12 protein-coding genes and 1 tRNA gene are annotated in these 21,463 nt (G+C 41.1%); 12 read left to right on the forward strand and 1 reads right to left on the reverse strand.

Annotated elements, in window-relative coordinates; genetic code table 11:
- Nucleotides 1-80: 80 nt before the first annotated feature.
- The 9 genes from BMZ41_RS03410 (at nucleotide 81) to BMZ41_RS03450 (ending at nucleotide 11,643) form a co-directional block, all read left to right on the forward strand.
- Entirely contained in the window at nucleotides 81-1,565 is a 1,485-nt protein-coding gene (locus BMZ41_RS03410) for an L-fucose/L-arabinose isomerase family protein (RefSeq protein WP_090526901.1), read from the forward strand.
- A 119-nt stretch (nucleotides 1,566-1,684) separates the two neighbouring features.
- On the forward strand, nucleotides 1,685-3,142 hold the full coding sequence (gene xylB, locus BMZ41_RS03415) for a xylulokinase (protein WP_090526903.1): 1,458 nt from the start codon (nucleotides 1,685-1,687) through the stop codon (nucleotides 3,140-3,142).
- A gap of 491 nt (nucleotides 3,143-3,633) precedes the next feature.
- Nucleotides 3,634-4,851, forward strand: coding sequence for an ROK family transcriptional regulator (locus BMZ41_RS03420; protein WP_090526905.1), 1,218 nt, complete (start codon nucleotides 3,634-3,636; stop codon nucleotides 4,849-4,851).
- 38 nt (nucleotides 4,852-4,889) lie between these two features.
- Nucleotides 4,890-6,428 (forward strand): ATP-binding cassette domain-containing protein, encoded by a 1,539-nt coding sequence (locus BMZ41_RS03425; protein WP_090171271.1) that lies wholly within the window; start codon nucleotides 4,890-4,892, stop codon nucleotides 6,426-6,428.
- A 72-nt stretch (nucleotides 6,429-6,500) separates the two neighbouring features.
- Nucleotides 6,501-7,727 (forward strand): sugar ABC transporter permease, encoded by a 1,227-nt coding sequence (locus BMZ41_RS03430; protein ID WP_090171268.1) that lies wholly within the window; start codon nucleotides 6,501-6,503, stop codon nucleotides 7,725-7,727.
- A gap of 93 nt (nucleotides 7,728-7,820) precedes the next feature.
- Nucleotides 7,821-8,963, forward strand: coding sequence for a substrate-binding domain-containing protein (locus tag BMZ41_RS03435; RefSeq protein WP_090526906.1), 1,143 nt, complete (start codon nucleotides 7,821-7,823; stop codon nucleotides 8,961-8,963).
- A gap of 112 nt (nucleotides 8,964-9,075) precedes the next feature.
- Nucleotides 9,076-9,876: a Cof-type HAD-IIB family hydrolase gene (locus tag BMZ41_RS03440; RefSeq protein ID WP_090526908.1), complete on the forward strand. Its 801-nt coding sequence runs from the start codon at nucleotides 9,076-9,078 to the stop codon at nucleotides 9,874-9,876.
- A 32-nt stretch (nucleotides 9,877-9,908) separates the two neighbouring features.
- A complete protein-coding gene (locus tag BMZ41_RS03445) occupies nucleotides 9,909-11,141 on the forward strand; it encodes an AGE family epimerase/isomerase (RefSeq protein WP_090526910.1) in 1,233 nt (410 codons plus the stop codon).
- Nucleotides 11,142-11,172: 31 nt separating this feature from the next.
- Nucleotides 11,173-11,643 (forward strand): NUDIX hydrolase, encoded by a 471-nt coding sequence (locus BMZ41_RS03450; protein WP_090160881.1) that lies wholly within the window; start codon nucleotides 11,173-11,175, stop codon nucleotides 11,641-11,643.
- A gap of 80 nt (nucleotides 11,644-11,723) precedes the next feature.
- On the opposite strand, the gene BMZ41_RS03455 is transcribed toward BMZ41_RS03450, so the two are convergent.
- Nucleotides 11,724-11,795, reverse strand: a tRNA-Glu gene (locus BMZ41_RS03455).
- A 286-nt stretch (nucleotides 11,796-12,081) separates the two neighbouring features.
- Between BMZ41_RS03455 and BMZ41_RS03460 the strand changes: the two genes are divergently transcribed.
- The 3 genes from BMZ41_RS03460 (at nucleotide 12,082) to BMZ41_RS03470 (ending at nucleotide 21,454) form a co-directional block, all read left to right on the forward strand.
- The gene (locus BMZ41_RS03460) at nucleotides 12,082-13,221 is read left to right on the forward strand and encodes a glucose-1-phosphate adenylyltransferase (protein ID WP_090170918.1); all 1,140 of its coding nucleotides are present in this window, start codon (nucleotides 12,082-12,084) and stop codon (nucleotides 13,219-13,221) included.
- A 3-nt stretch (nucleotides 13,222-13,224) separates the two neighbouring features.
- Entirely contained in the window at nucleotides 13,225-14,343 is a 1,119-nt protein-coding gene (glgD, locus tag BMZ41_RS03465; protein ID WP_090170915.1) for a glucose-1-phosphate adenylyltransferase subunit GlgD, read from the forward strand.
- Nucleotides 14,344-14,569: 226 nt separating this feature from the next.
- On the forward strand, nucleotides 14,570-21,454 hold the full coding sequence (locus tag BMZ41_RS03470) for a family 43 glycosylhydrolase (RefSeq protein WP_143071316.1): 6,885 nt from the start codon (nucleotides 14,570-14,572) through the stop codon (nucleotides 21,452-21,454).
- The last annotated feature ends 9 nt before the right edge of the window (nucleotides 21,455-21,463 follow it).

Here is a 21,463-nt window from a genome sequence, read left to right on the forward strand (position 1 = left end):
ATAATCATACAAAATAAACGTTTTAGAGGCTTTTATTTTTATGTAAAAGGAAGCCGGTAGTATTAAGGAGGGTAATGACAATGAATAACATGCCAAATGTAAAAATTGGTGTAGTAGCAGTTTCCCGTGACTGCTTTCCAGAAAGCTTATCAGTAGACAGAAGAAAGGCACTTATCGCTGCATATACAAAGAAGTACGGCGCAGAGCATATCTATGAGTGTCCAGTATGTATCGTTGAGAGTGAGATCCACATGGTACAGGCTCTTGAGGATATCAAGAAGGCTGGATGTAACGCTCTTTGCGTATACCTTGGAAACTTTGGTCCAGAAATCTCTGAGACACTTCTTGCTAAGCACTTTGACGGACCTAAGATGTTCTGTGCAGCAGCTGAGGAGTCAGGCAACAGCCTTCTCGATGGTAGAGGAGATGCTTACTGCGGTATGCTTAACGCATCTTACAACCTTCAGCTTCGCAATGTAAAGGCTTATATCCCAGAGTATCCAGTAGGAGATGCTGAGGATTGTGCAGATATGATTCACGACTTCGAGCCAATCGCTCGTGCCGTAATCGCACTTTCAGATCTTAAGATTATCAGCTTTGGTCCAAGACCAATGAACTTCCTTGCTTGTAATGCACCAATCAAGCAGCTTTACAACCTTGGTGTTGAAATCGAGGAGAACTCAGAGCTTGATCTTTTCGAAGCCTTCAATAAGCATGCTGGTGATAGCCGTATCCCAGAGGTTGTTGCAGATATGGAGAAGGAGCTTGGCGCTGGTAACAAGAAGCCAGAGGTTCTTGAGAAGCTCGCTCAGTATGAGCTTACACTTAAGGATTGGGTACGTGATCACAAGGGATATCGTAAATACGTAGCAATCGCTGGCAAGTGCTGGCCTGCATTCCAGACACAGTTTGGTTTCGTTCCTTGCTATGTAAACTCACGTCTTACAGGTGAAGGAATCCCTGTTTCATGCGAGGTTGATATCTATGGATGTCTTTCAGAGTTCATCGGAACAGTTGTATCAGAGGATGTTGTAACACTTCTCGATATCAACAACTCAGTACCAAAGGATATGTACAATGAGGAAATCAAGGGTAAGACAGATTACACACTTGAGGATACATTCATGGGATTCCACTGCGGAAATACATGCTCTAGAAAGCTTGCATTCTGCGAGATGAGAAACCAGAAGATTATGGCTCGTGCACTTCCTGTAGAGGTTACAAACGGAACACTTGAAGGTGATATCGCTCCAGGTGAAATCACATTCTACAGACTTCAGTCTACAGCTGACAACAAGCTTCGCGCTTACATTGCACAGGGTGAAGTTCTTGATGTTCGCACAAAGTCATTTGGTTCAATCGGTGTATTCGCAATCCCTGAGATGGGACGCTTCTACCGTCACTGGTTAATCGAGAAGGGATTCCCACATCACGGAGCTGTTGCATTCGGTCACTACGGAAAGTCACTCTTCGAGGTATTCAAGTACATCGGAGTAGATGTTGACGAAATCGGATACAACCAGCCAGCAGGCGTAAGATATCCAACAGAGAACCCTTGGAAATAGCATATAAGAAGGGGCCCAGCTTTGCTGGGAAGATTTCTTATTGCCACAGCGCACCCTCTTTCCCGAAGGGAATCACAATGGGTGCGCTTTCCCGTTTAAAAATATAGGAGAATTATATTATGTATTACATTGGTGTTGATCTTGGTACTTCCGCTGTAAAACTTCTTCTTATGGAAGGTAACGGAAAAATCGAGAAAATCGTATCAAAAGAATATGCCCTCAGCTTCCCACATCCAGGCTGGTCTGAGCAGAAGCCAGAAGATTGGTGGACTCAGGTAGTAGCTGGTATCAAGGAGCTTACTTCAGAGGTAGATAAGACAAAGGTTGCTGGTATTTCATTTGGTGGTCAGATGCATGGTCTTGTAACACTTGATGCAGATGACAATGTAATCCGCCCAGCTATTCTTTGGAATGATGGTCGTACAGGTAAGGAGACAGAATATCTTAATAATGTAATTGGAAAGGATAAGCTCTCTGAGTACACAGCAAATATTGCTTTCGCTGGTTTTACAGCTCCAAAGATTCTTTGGATGCAGGAAAATGAGCCAGATCTTTGGGCAAAGGTTGCAAAGATTATGCTTCCTAAGGATTACATTGCTTACAAGCTTTCTGGAAGCTTCTGTACAGATTATTCAGATGCCAGTGGTATGCTTCTTTTAGATGTTAAGAATCGCTGCTGGAGCAAAGAGATGATGGATATCTGCAAGGTTTCTGAGTCTCAGCTTCCAAAGCTTTATGAGAGCTACGAAGTAGTTGGTACAATCAAGCCAGAAGTAGCTGCAGAGCTTGGTTTTACAAATGATGTTAAGATTATCGCAGGTGCTGGCGACAACGCTGCAGCAGCTGTTGGTACAGGTACAGTTGGAGAGGGCAAATGCAACCTTTCAATTGGTACATCTGGTACAATCTTCATCTCTAGCAAGAACTTTACAGTAGACCCTGCAAACGCACTTCACTCATTTGACCATGCTGATGGTGGGTATCATCTTATGGGATGTATGCTTTCAGCTGCATCTTGCAACAAGTGGTGGATGGATGAAATCCTCAAGACAAAGGATTACCCAGCAGAGCAGGCTGGTATCAAGAAGCTTGGCGAGAACCGTGTATTCTATCTTCCATACCTTATGGGAGAGCGTAGCCCACACAACAACCCAGATGCACGTGCTATGTTCATCGGAATGTCAATGGATACTACACGTGAGGATATGACACAGGCAGTTCTTGAAGGGGTTGCTTTTGGCCTTCGTGATTCACTTGAGGTAGCACGTAGCCAGGGCATTAAGATTGAGCGCTCTAAGATTTGTGGTGGTGGTGCTAAGTCTCCATTATGGCAGCAGATTATCGCTTCAGTTATGAATCTTAAGCTTGATATCCTTGAGAACGAGGAAGGCCCAGGTCTTGGTGGTGCTATCCTTGCAGCAGTTGGATGCGGAGAGTACGCATCAGTTGAAGAGGCTTGCGACAAGCTTGTAAAGGTTAAGACAACAGTTGAGCCTGAACCAGAATTAATTCGTAAATACGAAGAAAGATATCAGGAGTTCAAGAAGCTTTACCCAACAGTAAAGAGCTTATTCTAATTTTAAAAGTGTAAATCAAAATAGAATTCTAGTATAAAAGGTTCTGTGCCTGCAAACAGTCAGACGCAGAATCTTTTTTTTCTAAATAAATTTCATTAAAAATCTTAGCAGAAAAAATCTTACGTACTTGAGCCCTCCAAAAAAAATCTAGTTTTGTGTGGAAAAGTCAATAGCACAATTTTGCTATCGCAATAGCAAAATAATACTAATTGAGCATTTTGTTGATTATCTTTGATTAAAACGCTCAAATAACCATCTGCTAAAACCCTCAAAATCCCCTAAATGATGATTAGGTTGACTGAAAATACTCACATAATGTCGCAAAACATTGAAAATTGTGTGCTTTTTACAAAATATTCAACGGAAAAATCACTAAGATTTACAAAAATCAAATAATTTTAGCAATTATATTGACCAGAGTACACTCATGAATTAATGTATTAACAACGTTAAGTAATTAACTCTTGAAATACAATTTCTGGAGAGAAGGTATGGATAAAATAAAAGAGGTAGCGGGGAACAATACAAACGATTTAGTGGAGATGAATCGTTCAGCTATTGTTAGAATACTCCAGCAGACTGATGGATGCTCGAGGGCAGATATAGCAAAAATGACAGGCCTAACACAAGCATCTGTCACAAAAATAGTTGCAGTTCTAATTGAAATGGGAATTGTTTCCGAGGTGGGCTTTGTCAGGGGAAACGGCAATCGTCGCTCTATCGGACTCAGACTAAATGCCGAAAAGAACTTGGTTGTTGGGGTAAAGTTTTCAAGGCACGTTTTTTCAATCGGGGTTTTTGATATTTGTGGAAAAAATTACACGAAGCAGGAAACAGAATTTGGTTTAGATGAATTTGCAGAAGATGTTTTAGCTGAAATGAAAAAACAAATTCATGAACTGCTTAATAAATACAAAAACATTGTTGCAATTGGAATGGCAGTACCTGGGCCTTATTTAAGAAAAGAAGGTCGAATAGCCATGGTAACAAGGATGCCAAGCTGGCATGATGTAAATTTTATAGATGAGTTCCAAAACGAATTTGATAAGCCATTTTTTATCGAGCAGGATGCTAATGCGGGTGCACTTGCTGAATGGTGGTTTGGAAATCATGGAAGACCATTAAATTCACTTACCTACTTCCTTGTGGGAGAGGGAGTTGGTTCAGGGATAGTTGATCACGACAGATTGCTGCTTGGAAATTTAGGGGTAGCAAGTGAGATAGGACACGTCAGTATAGATGTAAAGGGACCAGCCTGTGAGTGTGGTAACAGAGGCTGTTTGGAGCTGTATTGTTCAGCAACAGCCATGCTGAAGAAAGCCAAAAAGCTTCTTCCTGAAATTTTTCAGGAGGAAATTACAAATAGATGGGAAGCATGCAATAAAGTTTTTATTGCTGCAAAGGAGGGTAATGAAAAAGCTCTCAAATTGGTAGATGAAATAGCTGAGTACATAGGCTATGGATGTGTGACTTTAATTAATTGTTATGATCCAGAAATTATAGTCATTGGTGACAGCATTTCACAAGGGGGAAATCTAATGCTTCCAACAATAAACAGGATTGTGAAGGAGAGGATTTTACCAGAAATTAGCAGTAGGGTGCAGATAAAAATATCAGAGCTTACAATCGACCCTACACTTTACGGTGCAGCTGCGATAGCAACTGACAAAATGCTTAGGAAACCAAGCGAGTATCTAGTTAGAAAATAGAGCTTGTTTTAGGTAATAAAAGGGAGGAAGTATTAACTATGGAACGCAATTCTTATATCCTTCAGATGCAAGGGATTACGAAAGAATTTCCAGGTGTACGAGCGTTGGATGATGTAAATCTCAATGTTCACACAGGTTCCATTCACGCAATATGCGGTGAAAATGGAGCAGGAAAATCCACGCTGATGAAGGTTCTGTCAGGTGTTTACCCATATGGTACCTACGATGGGAAAATCATATATATGGGCCAGGAAATGAAATTCAAAAACATCAAAGAATCCGAGCATGCAGGTATTGCAATTATTCATCAGGAATTGACAATGATTCCTGAGCTTTCAATCACAGAGAATATTTTCATGGGAAATGAAATTACTCATAAGGGATTGATAAATTGGGCAGAGGAGAGAGCAAGAACAAGCGAAATTCTCAAAAAAGTAGGTCTTACAATTAACCCAGATACATTAATTAAACATCTTGGTGTTGGTCAGCAGCAGCTGGTGGAAATTGCAAAGGCCTTATCAAAAAATGTAAAGCTTTTGATTTTGGATGAGCCAACATCAGCATTAAATGAAGCAGATTCAGCAAATCTTTTAGAGCTGATGAAGGGACTTAGAGATAAGGGAATCACCTGTATCATGATTTCCCACAAATTAAACGAAATTGCCGAGGTATCTGATGCGGTAACAGTTATCCGAGATGGACACACAGTGGAAAGCTACGATGTGGAGGCTGGTAAGGTTGATGAGGATCAAATCATTAAATCTATGGTTGGTCGTTCAATCGAAAACAGATATCCAGAGCATGAGCCAAAGATTGGCGATATTATTTTCGAGGTAAAAAACTGGTGCATTGAGGATCCAGAGGTTGCAGGCAGAATGGTTTGCAAGAACTCAAGCTTCAATGTAAGGGCTGGTGAAATCGTAGGATTTGCAGGCCTTATGGGTGCAGGCAGAACAGAGCTGATGCGTTCTATATTTGGTAAAAATTATGGAATCTACAGAGGTGGTTCTATAAAGATAAAGGGCCGTGAGGTGACCCTTAATTCAGTTGAGCAGGCAATCAAAAATGGTATTGCTTACGTTCCAGAGGATAGAAAAAACTTAGGTCTGAATCTGCTTGACTCAATCAGAAAAACAGTGGTTTCAGCTGACCTTGATAAGATAACAAAGGGTGGTCTTTTAAGTCCTGATATGGAGCAGTCAGCTGCCGAGGAATACAGAAAATCACTCAAGATAAAAACATCAAGTATTGATGTTGGAGTTACAACTCTTTCAGGTGGAAATCAGCAAAAGGTAGTCCTTTCAAAATGGATGTTTACCGAGCCTGATATTTTGATTTTGGATGAGCCTACACGAGGAATTGATGTAGGTGCAAAATACGAAATCTACAAGCTGATTCATCAGTTGGCAGATCAGGGAAAGGCAGTAATTCTTGTTTCTTCAGAGCTTCCAGAGCTTCTTGGAATGGCAGATAGAATTTACACAATTTTCGAGGGCACAATCACTGGTGAGATGATGAGCTATGAAGCAAATCAGGAAGGCTTAATGAAGAAGATGACAATCACATCAAACTCTTAAAGCTTAGAATTATAACTCAGAAAAATCGAAAAAGTCATAGATGTTTGGTATTTTGAAAGGAAGGATAAATTTATGAAATATATAAAACAGGTATTGGGCGGAGATCTTCGCCAATACACAATGGTAGTTGCGTTAGGCTTATTGATACTTATTTTTAATGTTATTTCAGATGGAAGAATGCTTACATCATCAAACTTCCAGAATCTTTTATCTGGTAATGCATATGTCCTTGTGCTTGCACTTGGAATGCTTATGGTAATCGTAATTGGTCAAATTGATTTGTCAGTCGGTTCTGTGGCGGGCTTCGCCGGAATGGTAATGGCACTGGTGGCTAAAAACTACAATGTACCTTGGTGGGTAGCGGTTCTTATTGCTCTTGCTATTGGTATTTTAGCTGGTGCTTGGCATGGTTTCTTCCTGTCACAGCTTGGAATACCAGGCTTCATCACAACACTTGGTGGCATGATGATTTTCCGTGGTGGTGTAATTTGGATTTCTCGTTCAATTTCAGTTCCAGCTCCAGAAGAGCTTAAGTGGTTCGGCGCTGGATACTTACCCGAATGGGGTCCTTCATTTACAGGAATGAACAATTCTACACTCGTTCTTGGACTTATTGGAATTGTATGTTTCGCAGTTGGCCAGATTCGTAAATACAATCGCTCAAAGACCTCCCCGGTTGGTGTAACCCCACTTTGGGCTGTAGTAACAAGAATCGCACTTATGACTGTGCTTATCGGATATTTTACATACCTTTTTGGTTCAGGACGAGTTGGAACATCATTCCCAGTACCAGGCCTTATACTTTTACTTTTAACAATCATTTACCACATCATTACACAGCGTACAAAGTTTGGTCGCCACGTATATGCTGTTGGTGGTAACAAGGCGGCAGCAGCTTTATCTGGTGTAAATGTAAAGAGAACTTATTTCCTTACAATGATGAACATGTCATTCCTTGCAGCAGTTGCAGGTATCCTTTTCGTAGGACGTTCAACAGCAGCAGGTCCAGCAGATGGTACTTCATGGGAGATGGATGCTATCGCTTCTGTATTCATCGGTGGTGCAGCAGTATCAGGTGGTGTTGGTACAATCCTTGCTACTATCGTCGGTGGTATGGTAATGGCAGTTCTTAACAATGGACTGATGCTTATGGGTGTTGGTGCTGATAAGACTCAGGTTATCAAGGGCTTTGTACTTCTTGCAGCAGTAGCATTTGATGTTTACAACAAGAAGACAGGCAAGGCATCAATCATTGGAAGATTATTTGGTGGAAATGAAGCTAAGAAAACCACAAAATAAAAGGTTTATAAATGAAGGCATGGCTGTGGAAAACACGGGCCTTAAATATAACAAAGGTGCACAATAGTGCATTAAAGAAGGAGGATGTATTTAATGAAAAAAAGAACACTTTTATCTATGGCAATGGTAGCAACAATGGCACTTGCTACATTCACCGGATGTGGGGGAAGTAGAGAGGGGGCTGCTACAACAGATACAGCTGCCGAGACTACAGAAACAACAGAAACAACTGAGACTACAGCCGAGGAGTCTTTCCCAGGTTTCGAAGATGGAGCAACAATTGGTGTTTCTCTTCCATGGCTTGGAACTCAGAACTGGAAAGAGGCTGAGGAAATGTTTACAGCACAGCTTGAGGAAGCTGGTTATAAGCCAATCGTTCAGGCAGCTGACCAGAAGGTTACTCAGCAGCAACAGCAGATTGAGTCCATGATTGAGAATGGTGCAAAGGTTATCGTTGTAGGTCCTGTTGATGGCTCTCAGCTTGGTTCTGTACTTGAGCAGGCAAAGGAAGCTGGAGTATATGTAATCGGTTATGACCGTCTTCTTGAGAACACATCAGGTGTTGATGGTGTAGTACAGTTTGGTTCTGTAAAGACTGGAGAGCTTCAGGCTCAGGCTCTTTTACAGGGTCTTGAGGAGAAGAAGGGTGAGGCTCCTTACAACATCGAGCTTTTCGGTGGTGGTCCTGCTGATCCTAATGCTCCAAACTTCTTCACAGGTGCTATGTCAGTATTACAGCCAAAGATTGACGATGGAACACTTGTAGTTGTATCTGGTCAGACAGATTTCACACAGTGTGCTACTGTTGATTGGGACAATGCTAAGGCACAGTCAAGAATGGATTCACTTCTTGCAGGTAACTACTCAGACAAGGAAATCGATGGTGTTCTTTCACCTAACGATGGTATCGCTCGTGCAATCATCACATCATGTGAGAATGCTGGTCAGGACATTCCTGTAGTATCAGGTCTTGATGCTGAGAACGAGTCAGTTGAATGGGTATGGTCAGGACGTCAGTACTCTACAGTTGCAAAGCCAACAAACGACCTTGTAGCTAAGACAATCGAAATCATCGATTCTCTTAAGGCTGGCAACGGTATGCCTGCAACAGATGTAGAGGTAGACAATGGTGTTAAGAATGTTCGTATTTACGAATTACCACCAGTAGTTGTAACAAAAGACAACGCAAAGGAAGTATTTGCTAACGACCCTTCAAGATTAGAGCTTTTGAAATAATATTTTTAGGTTATAATTTAGGGGCAGGATTTTTATAGTCCTGCCCCTTTATCTTTTAGGGGCCTATAATTTTCCTGTAGAACTATTTAATTAATAGATAAATGGAGACAGCATGAATTACAAAATAGTATTTAGCGACATCGATGGCACACTGCTTAACAGTGACCATAGGATGTCAGAAAACACCGAAAATGCCATAAAGAATTTGAAGCGTCAGGGCATTCCGTTTGTCATAGTGACAGCCAGAGGACCTTCTGGAGTTTATCCTATTTTTCGAAGATATAATTTTGTAGCTCCTATTATTTGCTACAGTGGTGCATTGATTTTAGGAGAGGATGGAGAAATTATCTTTTCGAAAGGTATCAGCAAGCCTACTGTTTCGAGCCTGATAAAGGCTATTACGGAAGAAGGCTGGGATTGTACATGGAATGTGTATACCATGGACGATTGGATTGTAAATGACAAATCCGATGAGAGAGTCATCAAAGAGGAAAATATCGTTGAGGTTCAGTCCACAAAAGGCACCGTGGATGATATTCCAAATGGTATGGAAATAGGTAAATTCCTTTGTATGTGCAACCCTGATGAGACAGATGAAATTGAAGCGTTTCTCAAGAAAAAATATCCATCCCTTTCTATTGTTAAGTCATCTGATATCCTCCTTGAGGTGATGGAAAAGGGAGTAAACAAGGGAATTGCAGTAGAAATGTTTTGCGAGAAATTAAATATTAATAAAAATGATGCAGTCGCCTTCGGAGACCATTATAATGATATTGAGATGTTAAAAACTGTCGGCACACCATTTTTGATGGAAAATGCTCCAGAGGATATGAAAGCCGATTTTAACATCACTTCGAGCAACGACGAAGAAGGGGTTTTTCAAGCATTAAAAAAGATAGGGTTACTAGATTAATTCAGCATCAGTGGATAAGGGGGATATCTACTATGGGAAAATACCAACTTGATACACCTGAAAACAAAGCCTTTGTCAGAGAGATGAGAAACAGTCTGCTGTCCTTTGGACATCAGTTTCCATCCCCTGGTGGAGGCTCTTATTATTTAGGAGATGATGGCACGCCATGGAAGGATAGACCGCGTGAGACCTGGATTACAAGCAGAATGGCTCATGTGTATTCTCTTGGAGTGATGCTGGGGCATGAAGGCAGCGAGGCATTGGCTGATGCTGCATTGAAAGGTTTGTTTGGCGAGCTTTATGATGAGGACCATGGAGGATGGTATGCTGGTATTACTGCTGATGGCGAGATTCTCCCTAATAAGCAGTGCTATGCACATGCATTTGTTATTCTGGCGGCTACGTCTGCATATCTTGCAAAGCGACCAAAGACAAAGGAATTGCTCAAATCGGCTATTGCAGCTTATGATGCACATTTCTGGGAAGGTGAGCGAGGTCTTTCAGTTGACACCTGGAACACTGAGTTTACAAAGCTTGACGAATACCGTGGTATGAATGCAAACATGCACTCCGTGGAAGCATTTCTTGCAGTGGCAGATGCGCTGGAGGATGAAAACTATCGAATCCGCGCTGGGAGAATTATAAATTTTGTAATCGGATGGGCTCGCGACAATGAGTACAGAATTCCTGAGCATTTTACAAGTGACTGGATACCTGATTTAGAGTGCAATAAGGATAAGCCTGATGATTGCTTCAAACCATATGGTGCTACACCAGGCCATGGCATAGAGTGGGCAAGGCTTATAGTACAGTGGGCTATTTCTACCTATGGAATTAACAATGAAAATGTGTCAGATTATGTAAAGATAGCTGAAAAACTATACAATCGCGCCATAGAAGATGGCTGGAACGTGGACGGCGCACCTGGTATCTGCTACACCACTGGATGGGATGGCAAGCCAATTGTACATGACAGAATGCATTGGACACTTGCTGAGGCAATTAATACTTCTGCAGTTTTGTTCAGAGTGACAGGAAATGAAAAGTATAAGGAAGACTACGCTGCATTTATGGAATATCTAGATAAGTATGTTTTTGACCATGAGACTGGTTCCTGGTTCCATCAGCTGGACCAGAACAACAAACTTCTGGACACAGTGTGGCCGGGCAAATGTGATATTTATCATGCCCTACAAGCTACAATGATTCCATATAATGAGATGGTAGGTGTTTCAATTGCAACAGCTTTAAGCAGGACTAGATAATACTTACTAGAAAAATAAAAGGAGACATAAAATGGATTACATAGGAAAACTTCGTAAATACGTAGGACATGATTTGCTTATAGGAGTAGGCTGTGGTGTCTTAATAGAAAATGATAAGGGACAGGTGCTTCTTCAGAAGAGAAGTGATACTGGAGAATGGTGTGTGCCAGGAGGCGCATTAGATGCATATGAGACTTACGAGCAGGCAGCGAAAAGAGAGCTGTTTGAAGAAGTAGGAATTCATGTGGATAACCTTAGATTATTTGGACTGTATTCTGGAGAAGACAGAGTAATAACATATCCAAATAAGGATGTGGTTTATTCGTTATCTGTTATCTTTATTACTGATACTTATACAGGAACCATTTCTGATGAGGATTCTGAGGTGTTGGAACATCGCTTTTTCAACCGCGAGGATATTCCAGTAGATAATTTATTCACACCTGATGCCAGACCAATTCTTGACTGGAAGAATGGAAAGATGGAAGTGACTGTAGATTAATATAGAAAAGTGAGTGGGCTTCCCTGTTTTGGGAAGTCCATTTTTAGATACAAAAAAGCATCGCTATTGCGATGCTTTAGCAGTTCCTAGCGGAATCGAACCGCTGTTTTCGCCGTGAGAGGGCGACGTCTTAACCGCTTGACCAAGGAACCATATTTGTTTGTCGTTTAGGTGTTTGCCTCAGCGACAAGACATATATTACTATGGTTTTATCCATTCGTCAATAGAAAAATTACTATTTTTTTATATTCAGAATAATTTGAAAAGTATGACAATACTCAGCAATACCACATCATAAAAAGCTAAATCAAATTGCGCTAAATTTATCTGTAAATTTTCACAATAAATATATTATTTTTGTTGCGACTTTTGTGCAAAACTATTAGAATATTAATTAAGAGAATGTAATGTTATTATTTGTCGAGGGAGGAATAATATATGGCTCAGACCAATATGCTAGCTATGATTTTAGCAGGTGGCCGTGGCAGTCGTCTTCACGAACTGACCAGTAAGGTTGCCAAACCTGCAGTTTCTTATGGCGGTAAATACCGCATCATCGATTTTCCACTTAGTAATTGTGCAAATTCAGGAATTGACATTGTTGGAGTTCTTACTCAGTACGAGTCTGTTTTGTTGAACAGCTATGTTGCCGCAGGCGGTAGATGGGGACTTGATACAAAGGACAGTGGCGTATTTGTTTTGACTCCAAGAGAGAGAGCTGATTCAGGACTTGATGTTTACAGAGGAACAGCGGATGCCATTTCTCAGAACATTGATTTTGTAGATGCCTATGACCCAGAGTATATTCTTATTCTTTCAGGTGATCACATTTACAAGATGAATTATGACAAGATGCTTAGATATCATAAGGAGCAGGGAGCGGATGCAACAATTGCAGTTCGCGGTGTTCCAATAAGAGAGGCAAGCCGTTTTGGTATTATGAATACTGATGGCAATGGTCGTATCATCGAGTTCGAGGAAAAGCCAGCGAAGCCAAAGAGTAACCTTGCTTCAATGGGTATCTATATTTTTACATGGAAGACACTTCGTAAGCTTCTTGTAGAAGATATGAAGAATCCAGATTCTGATCATGATTTTGGTAAGGATATTATTCCTATTATGCTGAATGATGGAAAGAAGCTTTGCGCCTATGAGTTCTCGGGCTACTGGAAAGATGTAGGAACTATTGATTCCCTTTGGGAAGCAAATATGGATCTTCTTGATAGCGATAACGAGCTGGATTTGGACGATACTTCATGGAAGATTTATACAGAAGACACGGGAATTACTCCTCAGTACATTGCATCAACAGCCAAGATTGATGGGGCATATATCAATCAGGGTGCAGCAGTAGGTGGAACGGTACAGCGTTCAGTTATATTTACAAACTGTAAGATTGCTCCTGGAGCAAAGGTTATCGATTCTGTTTTGATGCCAGGTGCTATTGTGGAAGAGGGAGCTGTAGTTACAAGAGCTCTTGTTGCAGAGAATGTTCGCATTGGCAAGAATGCAAAGGTAGGAGAAAAGAAGAGTGAAGAAATCCTTCTGGTGGCAAAAAATGTAAAGGGGGAGGATTAAACTATGGCAAATAAAGCATTTGGTGTAATTAATTCGGCACCTAACTATATCAGAGTTGAAGGTCTTCATGATTATCGCCCAATTGGCGCCTTCACATTTATCGGAAGATTTCGTGTAATCGACTTCCCACTTTCCAACATGAGTAACAGTGGCATAAATCGTATACACGTATATTTGAATAGTAGACCTCGTTCACTGGTGGAGCATATTGGTTCAGGTCGTCATTATAATATCAACTCAAAACGAGGTAGTTTGCAGTTGCTTTTTACACAGCAGAATGGAGCAAACTCAATTTACAATACTGACATTACTGCATACATGGAAAACTTGGAGCAGCTTGAGCGTATGCCTCAGGATTATGTAATCGTAGCTCCTAGCTATATGGTATTTAAGCAGGATTTTCAAAAGCTTTTGGATGACCATGTGGAGGCAGGCAATGATATCACACTTTTGTATCACAAGGTTGATCAGGCTAAGGAATACTATAGAGCCTGCAATGTTGTGGAGCTGAATAAGCAAAAGGGTGTTCAGAGTCTCACTAGAAACATGGGCACAGCCAAGGATAAGAATATCAGCATGGACACTTATGTCATGTCCAAGGATTTATTCGTAGCGCTTATCAAGAAGGCTAAGAGAGAATCCAGTGCTTATTCTTTTGCAGATATTATCGCGCTCAGCTGTGACACTCTTGATATCAGAGGTTATCAGCACAAGGGATATTTTGCAGCAATCACCAGTCTTGATGACTTCTATAGGGCAAACATGGAGCTTTTGGATTATGGCACAGCAATGGATTTCTTCAAGCAAGATTGGCCATTCTATACACATACCACAGATGCCTGCCCAACACACTATTATCCAGGTGCTAAGGTAGTAAATTCACTGGTATGTAATGCAGCTACCATTGAAGGAACCGTTGAGAATTCAATTATTGGACGTCATGTTCATATTGGAAAGGGCGCTATTATAAAGAACTCCATCATACTTTCATATTCTGATATCAGTGATGGAACCTATATCGAAAATGCGGTAATTGATAAATGGGTGAAGGTTAAGAACGTGAAGAAGATTGTATCCGAGTCCGTAACGCCGGCGTACATAAAGCGAAATGATGTGCTGTAAAAGGATATAGTTTAAATAAAATAAAAATATTTTAGTTTTATAGGTAGAAAATTTTTAGATACATTATCTAAAATTTTTCTACCTTTTTTAATTCAAGGCTAAATTTTTACGAAAGCTGTGACGAAACTGTGAAAGAAATTCTATTTACCCATTACATTCCTGAGGATATCATGGTACTACAAGGCACTTTAGGAGAGGGTGCTAAAAAAATAATGGGGGAATAAGAATGAAGCATGACAAAAAGTTGAAACGCACAACTGCGCTTTTGCTTGCACTTGCTTTGGCCTGGTCGGGATCAGTTCCTGATGCAGGTCTTTCTTTGGTTCGTGCAACAGAAGCAACTGATGCGGCTGTAGATGATGTGGATTCTACAGAAGAGACTTCTGAGGATGCTACAGTAGATGAAGAATCTGAAACAGATGACGAAGCTACTGAGAATCAGAAGGAACCGACAGATGAGGCGACAGAAGAGAATAATGTTGATGAAGATGTCGACGATGCTGAAGAAGCTGAAGAAGCTGAGGATGAGCTTGATGAAGAACTAGAAGAGGATGAGCTCAAAGAAGAGAAGCTTCTAAAGTCAGAAGAGGAAGAAAAAACAGAGCTTAAGCTTATTGCAGACTTTGATTTTGAAGATCTCGATGAAGGCGAAACAATGACAGGAGCCAGTGCAAAAGCTTCTGGTTCATATGGTATTACAACAAGCTACGATGGCTCACAGGCACTTTCTCTTAACGGCTCAAATCAGTATTTGACAGTAACTACCAAGGATGGGGATTCGCTTCTTGGTGGATACGATTCAGTATCAATTTCTGCAGATGTGCAGTTTTTAAGAACTGACGCAAACTGGTTGTTCTATGCAGCACCAGATTCAAATGCACAGAGCTATCCTTACGAGCATTACATTGGAGCCTTCCTTGAAAAAGGAAGCGATTTCAAAGCAGAGCAGTATCACAATAATGGCTCTAGACCAGGTTGTGCAACTGCATCACTTTCGCTTAACACATGGAATCATTTGGAAGCAGTTTATTCAAAGGATGCCACAATCATTTATGTGGATGGTGAGAAGAAGGCAACCTTCGAATCAGGTTTCGCTCTTGAGGATATACTGAAGGATTCGCCAATAACACTTATTGGTCGCGCAAATTGGGGAAGCGGCGAATATTGTAAGGCATATGTAGATAACTTTAAAATCTACAGCGGAAGCCTTTCAGACAGTGATGTAAAGGATTTATATCAGGCATATCTTGATAGAAAAGTTGGTGAAAAGGCTGAGGTTGATTTTTCACTTAACGCAGGATATGTGACAGAGGATATTAATCTTCCAGATGAGTATGATGGCAAGAAAATTACTTGGGAAACAAGTGATGACAAGGTCATTACAGCAGATGGTAAGGTAACACGTTCTAACAAGAATAAAGAGGTTACACTTACAGCAAATATTGATGGTGATAAAAAAGACTTTAAGGTTGTTGTATTAAAGGAAGGCAAGGATGTTATTACTTATACTAATAGCAATCCTGCAGTTGGCCAGGACGGGGGTATGATGATTGCCGCTGAAAAGGATGGCAAGTTTACAGCACTCCATAAGAATCAGCCAATTCTTTATACAGCACTTGGAAATAAATCTTATTCTAGCCCAGTTATTGTAAGAGAGGCTGATGGAGAAGGCTTCTTTATGGTAGCCACAAGCGGTGGTCAGCTCCTTACATACAAATCAGAAGATTTGATTACATATACAGAGGAAAAGGAATTTGCCTTAGGTAACGTTTCTAATGTTAGAAAAGCAGCAGCTGTATATGATATGACTGATGAAAGATATGAGATTTATCTTGGAACAGATGATGGATTATATCTTGTGACATCAAAGGATATGAAGAAGTTTGATACACCACTTCTTATCAATGATGATGCCTTTGAATTTGAAACTGTTAAAAACTCTCCTAACAATGCAGTTAGTCCATCAGAAATCGGTCTTACAAATGAAGAATATGAAAGAGTTGTAGAGAAATTTACAAACCCTTACAACACCTCTCTTAGCGAGCTTCCAACAGAGGAAATCAAAGTTGATGCTTTGACATCACAGGAAGAGTTCAGAGAGATTCTTGATAAGTACATCAAGAAGAACACAGTAAAGGCTGAGTATTCTGATGGAACAAAGAACACTTACTCACTTAGATTTACAGAAGAGAGTATCGATAATGTTGATTTAGAGCTTCCTGGCACATACACACTTGAAGGTGTGATTGGTGGTTCTGGAAACTTTACAGATGCAGCTGATCCTTTGATTCCAGAGAGAGCAGATCCATATGTAGTTTATAACGAGGATGATGGATACTACTATTTCACAGCTTCTTATCCTATGGATGGCAGCGGTGATAAGGATGGTTACGACAGAATTATCCTTAGACGCGCAAAGACAATCGAAGGTCTTGCTACAGCTGAAGAGGTTAGTGTTTGGGATGAGAACACAAGCAAGAGTCTTGGAAGATTTATCTGGGCACCTGAGATGCACAGAATTGGTGGCAGTTGGTACTTAGTCGCAACAGCAGGTCTCAACACTGGCAGCGGCACAACATTTAACATCCGCCCATTCATGATCAAGTTTGAAGGCAATCCTAAGAAGGAGAGCATGCTTGATGCAGATAAGTGGGGAGAGCCAGAGCTTGTTAAGCCAGTTAGCGGCGACAACATTTTAAATGGCATGTCACTTGATATGACATATTTCGAGGCAGGCGGAGAGCACTATCTTATCTGGGCCGATGAGACAAAGAATTCTCAGAACCCTGATGGATTAAGCTATCTCTTCATCGCCACAATTGACCCAGAGAATCCTACAAAGCTTACAAGCGAAGCAAAGCTTCTTACAAAGCCGGAGTTCAACTGGGAATTAGTAAGATACAAGGTTAACGAGGGACCAGGAGTGTTCCATAAGGATGGTAAGGTTTATATGACCTTCTCAGCATCAGGTACAGGCTCAGAGTACTGCGTAGGTCTTATGTATGCTGATGAGAAGGCAGACCTTACAGATGTAAGCAATTGGACAAAGCTTCCATATCCGATACTTACAAGCTCAGACTTCGACGATGAAGTTTCTGGCCCAGGTCACAATTCATTTACATATGATGAGAATGGAAATCTTGTAATTGTTTATCATGCAAGAGAGTCTAAGAGCCACGCTACACACAGCGGTGACCCACTTTACGATCCATGCAGAAATGCATACGTAAAGACGGTATTATTTGATGAGGATGGACTTCCAATCTTTAATCTCAGCTCTGAGGATTTCATCAAGGGCGGCGATACCTTCAAGGTTAACGTAGTAGTTGAAGGTGAAGAGATTAAGGCAGAGCCAATTCTTGAGTACAACTTCAATGACACTCTTTCAAAGGGTGTTGTTAAGGATGCTTCAGGAAATGGTAATGATGGATATGCCTTCAAGGGCGAGTACGTTTCAGATGATGATTACGGCAAGGTACTTTACCTTAGCGGTGATGATTCAGTAGGAGGAAGCAACTCTTATCTTGAGTTCCCTAAGGGATTCTTTGATAACAGAAACAAGATGACTATTTCCTTCGATGTAAAGGAAGTCACAAGAACAGGAAATTACTTCACATTCACATTTGGTCAGGACAACAGCAAGTACTTATTCTACAAGGCAATGCCTACAGCAGAGAAGCTTGCTATTACCAAAAACGGTGGTGGTGATGAGAAGAAGGTTGAGGCTTCAGCTAAGTATCCAAACACTGCAAGCACATGGATCAACATCACAATCGTAGTTGATGGTTCAAAGATGTCTCTTTACAGAGACGGAAAGCTCATCGGAGTTAACAAGAAGCTTGGTATGAAGGTTTCTGACTTGGGAGAGGATTTACTTGGATATCTTGGTAAGTCATTCTACTCAGCAGATGATTACTTCAGAGGCTACTTCGATAATGTAAAGGTATATAACAGAGCATACAAGAATGAAGATGTTGCAAGACTTTACCTTGCTGGCAAGGTTGCACGTCTTGAGGAAATCGGGGATGTAAACTATGTAGCAAACAACTATGTAATCCCTGATATGAACAAGATTAAGGGTAACATCTCACTTCCATCAGAAGTAAACGGAGTAAGCATCTCATGGGAATCTTCTGATGAGGATGTAATCAGCACAAAGACAGTAAAGAACGCTGGCTATGATGCAACTCCTGCTGGTGTTGTTACACGTCAGGAAAAGGATACAAATGTAACACTTACAGCTACCTTCACAAAGGGTGATGAGAGCGTAACAAAGAAGTTTAATTGCAAAGTAATCAAGGCTCCTAAGGCTGTTGATGAATATGTTGGATACTTATTCGTTCACTTCACAGGCACAGAAGGTGCAGCAAGTGACGAGCAGGTATACTTCTCAGTTTCAAAGGACGGTTTCAACTGGGAAGACCTTAACAACAATAATCCAATCATCACAAGTACAATCGGTGAGAGTGGTCTTCGTGATATGTACATCGCAAGAACACCTGAGGGTGACAAGTTCTACATGATTTCTACTGACCTTAGCATTTATCACAACAAGTCAAATGCATGGCCAGCAGCAGGTAGTAACGGAAGCCACAGCATCGTGGTTTGGGAATCAAGTGATTTGGTTCACTGGTCAAAGCCATGGCTTGCAGAAATTGCTCCAGAGAATGCAGGCTGCACATGGGCACCGGAATTTGTTTACGATGATGTAACAGGCGAGTACGTAGTTTACTGGTCAGCTACAAGACTTGAGGTAGATGAGAACGAGAAGATTACTCAGGATTACGAGAATCACGCAATCTACTATGCAAAGACACGTGACTTCGTTCACTTCACAGAACCTAAGCTTTACCACGAAGGTGGACGCAACAGCGATGGCGTAATCATTAAGGTAATCGATTCTACAATGATTCAGGGCAACGATGGAAAGTACTATCGTTACACAAAGAACGAGTCTAACGGTTCAATCAAGATTGATGTTGCAGACAGAGTTCTTGGCAACTTTAAGGATATTAATTCTAAGTTCCTTGATAAGACATTACCAAATAAGGTTGGTGCAGTAGAGGGACCAATCATCTTCAAGCTCAATGAAAAGAATGAGGATGGTGAGGATCAGTGGTGCTTACTTATCGACAGATTCGCAAGAGGTCAGGGCTACTATCCAGTAGTTACTACAGATTTAGCATCTGGTGACTTTGAGTTTGTTGATGATGACAAGCTTGGTTCTTACAACAAGATTAAGTATCGTCACGGTTATGTAATGCCAATCACAGCTGATGAGTATTCAGCTCTTACAGGTTCTGATTGGAACGACTTTGATGATGAGGCAGAAGAGATAGTTCTTCAGAAGAGCAACTCAGGCAACCCAATGCTTGGATTTGATGAGAACGGTGACATCCTTTACGGTGGAGATCCTTCTATTCTTGTAGATGGTGATACCGTATATGCGTATGTTGGTCACGACACATCAACAAACGAAAGCTACAAGATGCCAGATTGGAGATGCTACTCATCAAAGGATATGAAGAATTGGACTTATGAGGGCGAATTCTTAAATGATGGCAACATCTCATGGGTACAGGATAAGAACAGCGCATGGGCAGGTCAGGTAGTTAAGTATGGCGACAAGTACTACTTCTACTATTGCTCAGAGGCAAAGGGCAGCTACGGCGGTGGCAAGTGCATTGGTGTTGCTGTTTCAGATTCTCCTACAGGTGGATTTGTGGATATCGGAAAGCCACTTGTAAAGAATGTTGATACTTACGATGGAGTTTCAACATGGGAAGATATTGATCCTACTTTCTGGATTGAGAAGGATGAAGATGGCGTGGAGCACCGCATCCTTGGATGGGGTAATGTTCGTTTCTTCAACTGCGAGCTTAACGAGGATATGATTTCTATCGTTGATAAGGATGGAAACGAGGACAAGCTTTCAGTAGAGAAGGCATCTGACAAGAAGAGCGCTGATATCAAGGTAGGTGTAATTAAGGGAATGCCAAGTGGACATCAGTTTACAGAGGCTCCTTACTATTACAAGCACAAGCTTGCAAATGGCAAGGACAGATACTACATGTTCTTCGCTTATGACTGGAGAGAGCAGATGGCTTACGCATATTGTGACAGCTTGGAGGACTTCCTCAATAATGAGTGGACTTTCGGCGATGTTGTAATGGAGCCAAGCGCTACTTCAAATACAAACCACATGGCAGTATTTGATTTCAAGGGTCATACATATTTCGTTTACCACGATGGCAGCCTTCCACACGGAAGCGGCTTCAGAAGAGTTGCGTGCTGTGAGGAGTTCAAGGTAAATGCAGATGGAAGTATTCCATATATTAAGAAGACAGCTGTAGGTCTTACAGGAACAGTCAGCAAGATTTACGATTCTAAGAAGAACACAATCTTCGTTAAGGAATTCGAAAACACTCTTGATGATAGTGATTATCCAATGACAGGCAAGGCTGTTGGCTGCGACTTCGTAAATGACGGTGAGAATGCTGAGTGGGAAATCAACCCAGGTAAGCTTAATAAGAACAATGATGCTTTGGTATCAATCGAGTCAAACTACAAGCCAGGTATGTACCTGACAGTTGGTAAGGCTGATAAGAATGGTAACTACAGTGTTGTTCTTTCGCAGGATGTAAATGGCACAAATGATGAAGCTAAGGCTATGACATTCAGAACTATCAAGGGTTTTGCAGGTGATGGCGTAACCTTTGAAAGTGCTCTTTACCATGGATATTATCTAGCATCAGTTAACGGAAAGTTAATCCTTACAGAGGAGCCAGAGGCTGATGAGGCTACATTCTTTACTGAGAAGGTTGCTGAGGGAACAGTTAAGGCAGCTGAGGTTGTTAAGACTTCAAAGGTTCAAAAGTCAGTTAGAATGTACGTAGTTGGTGAGACAGTCAAGACAGATGATATTAGAATCAGAGCAACTCTTGAAAACGGCAAGAGAGTAACAATAAATGAAGGTCTTAAGGTTACAGTTCCTGAGGATGTAACAGCAGAGACAGGAAAGAAGACCATCACAGTTTCATATGAGTTCTGCGGAACAGAGTACGAGGCAGAGGTTACAATCAATGTTGTTGACAAGGCATACAGAAAGTAGAAGCAAGGA

The organism is Pseudobutyrivibrio sp. UC1225 (genome assembly GCF_900115215.1).
Taxonomy (GTDB): Bacteria; Bacillota; Clostridia; order Lachnospirales; family Lachnospiraceae; genus Pseudobutyrivibrio.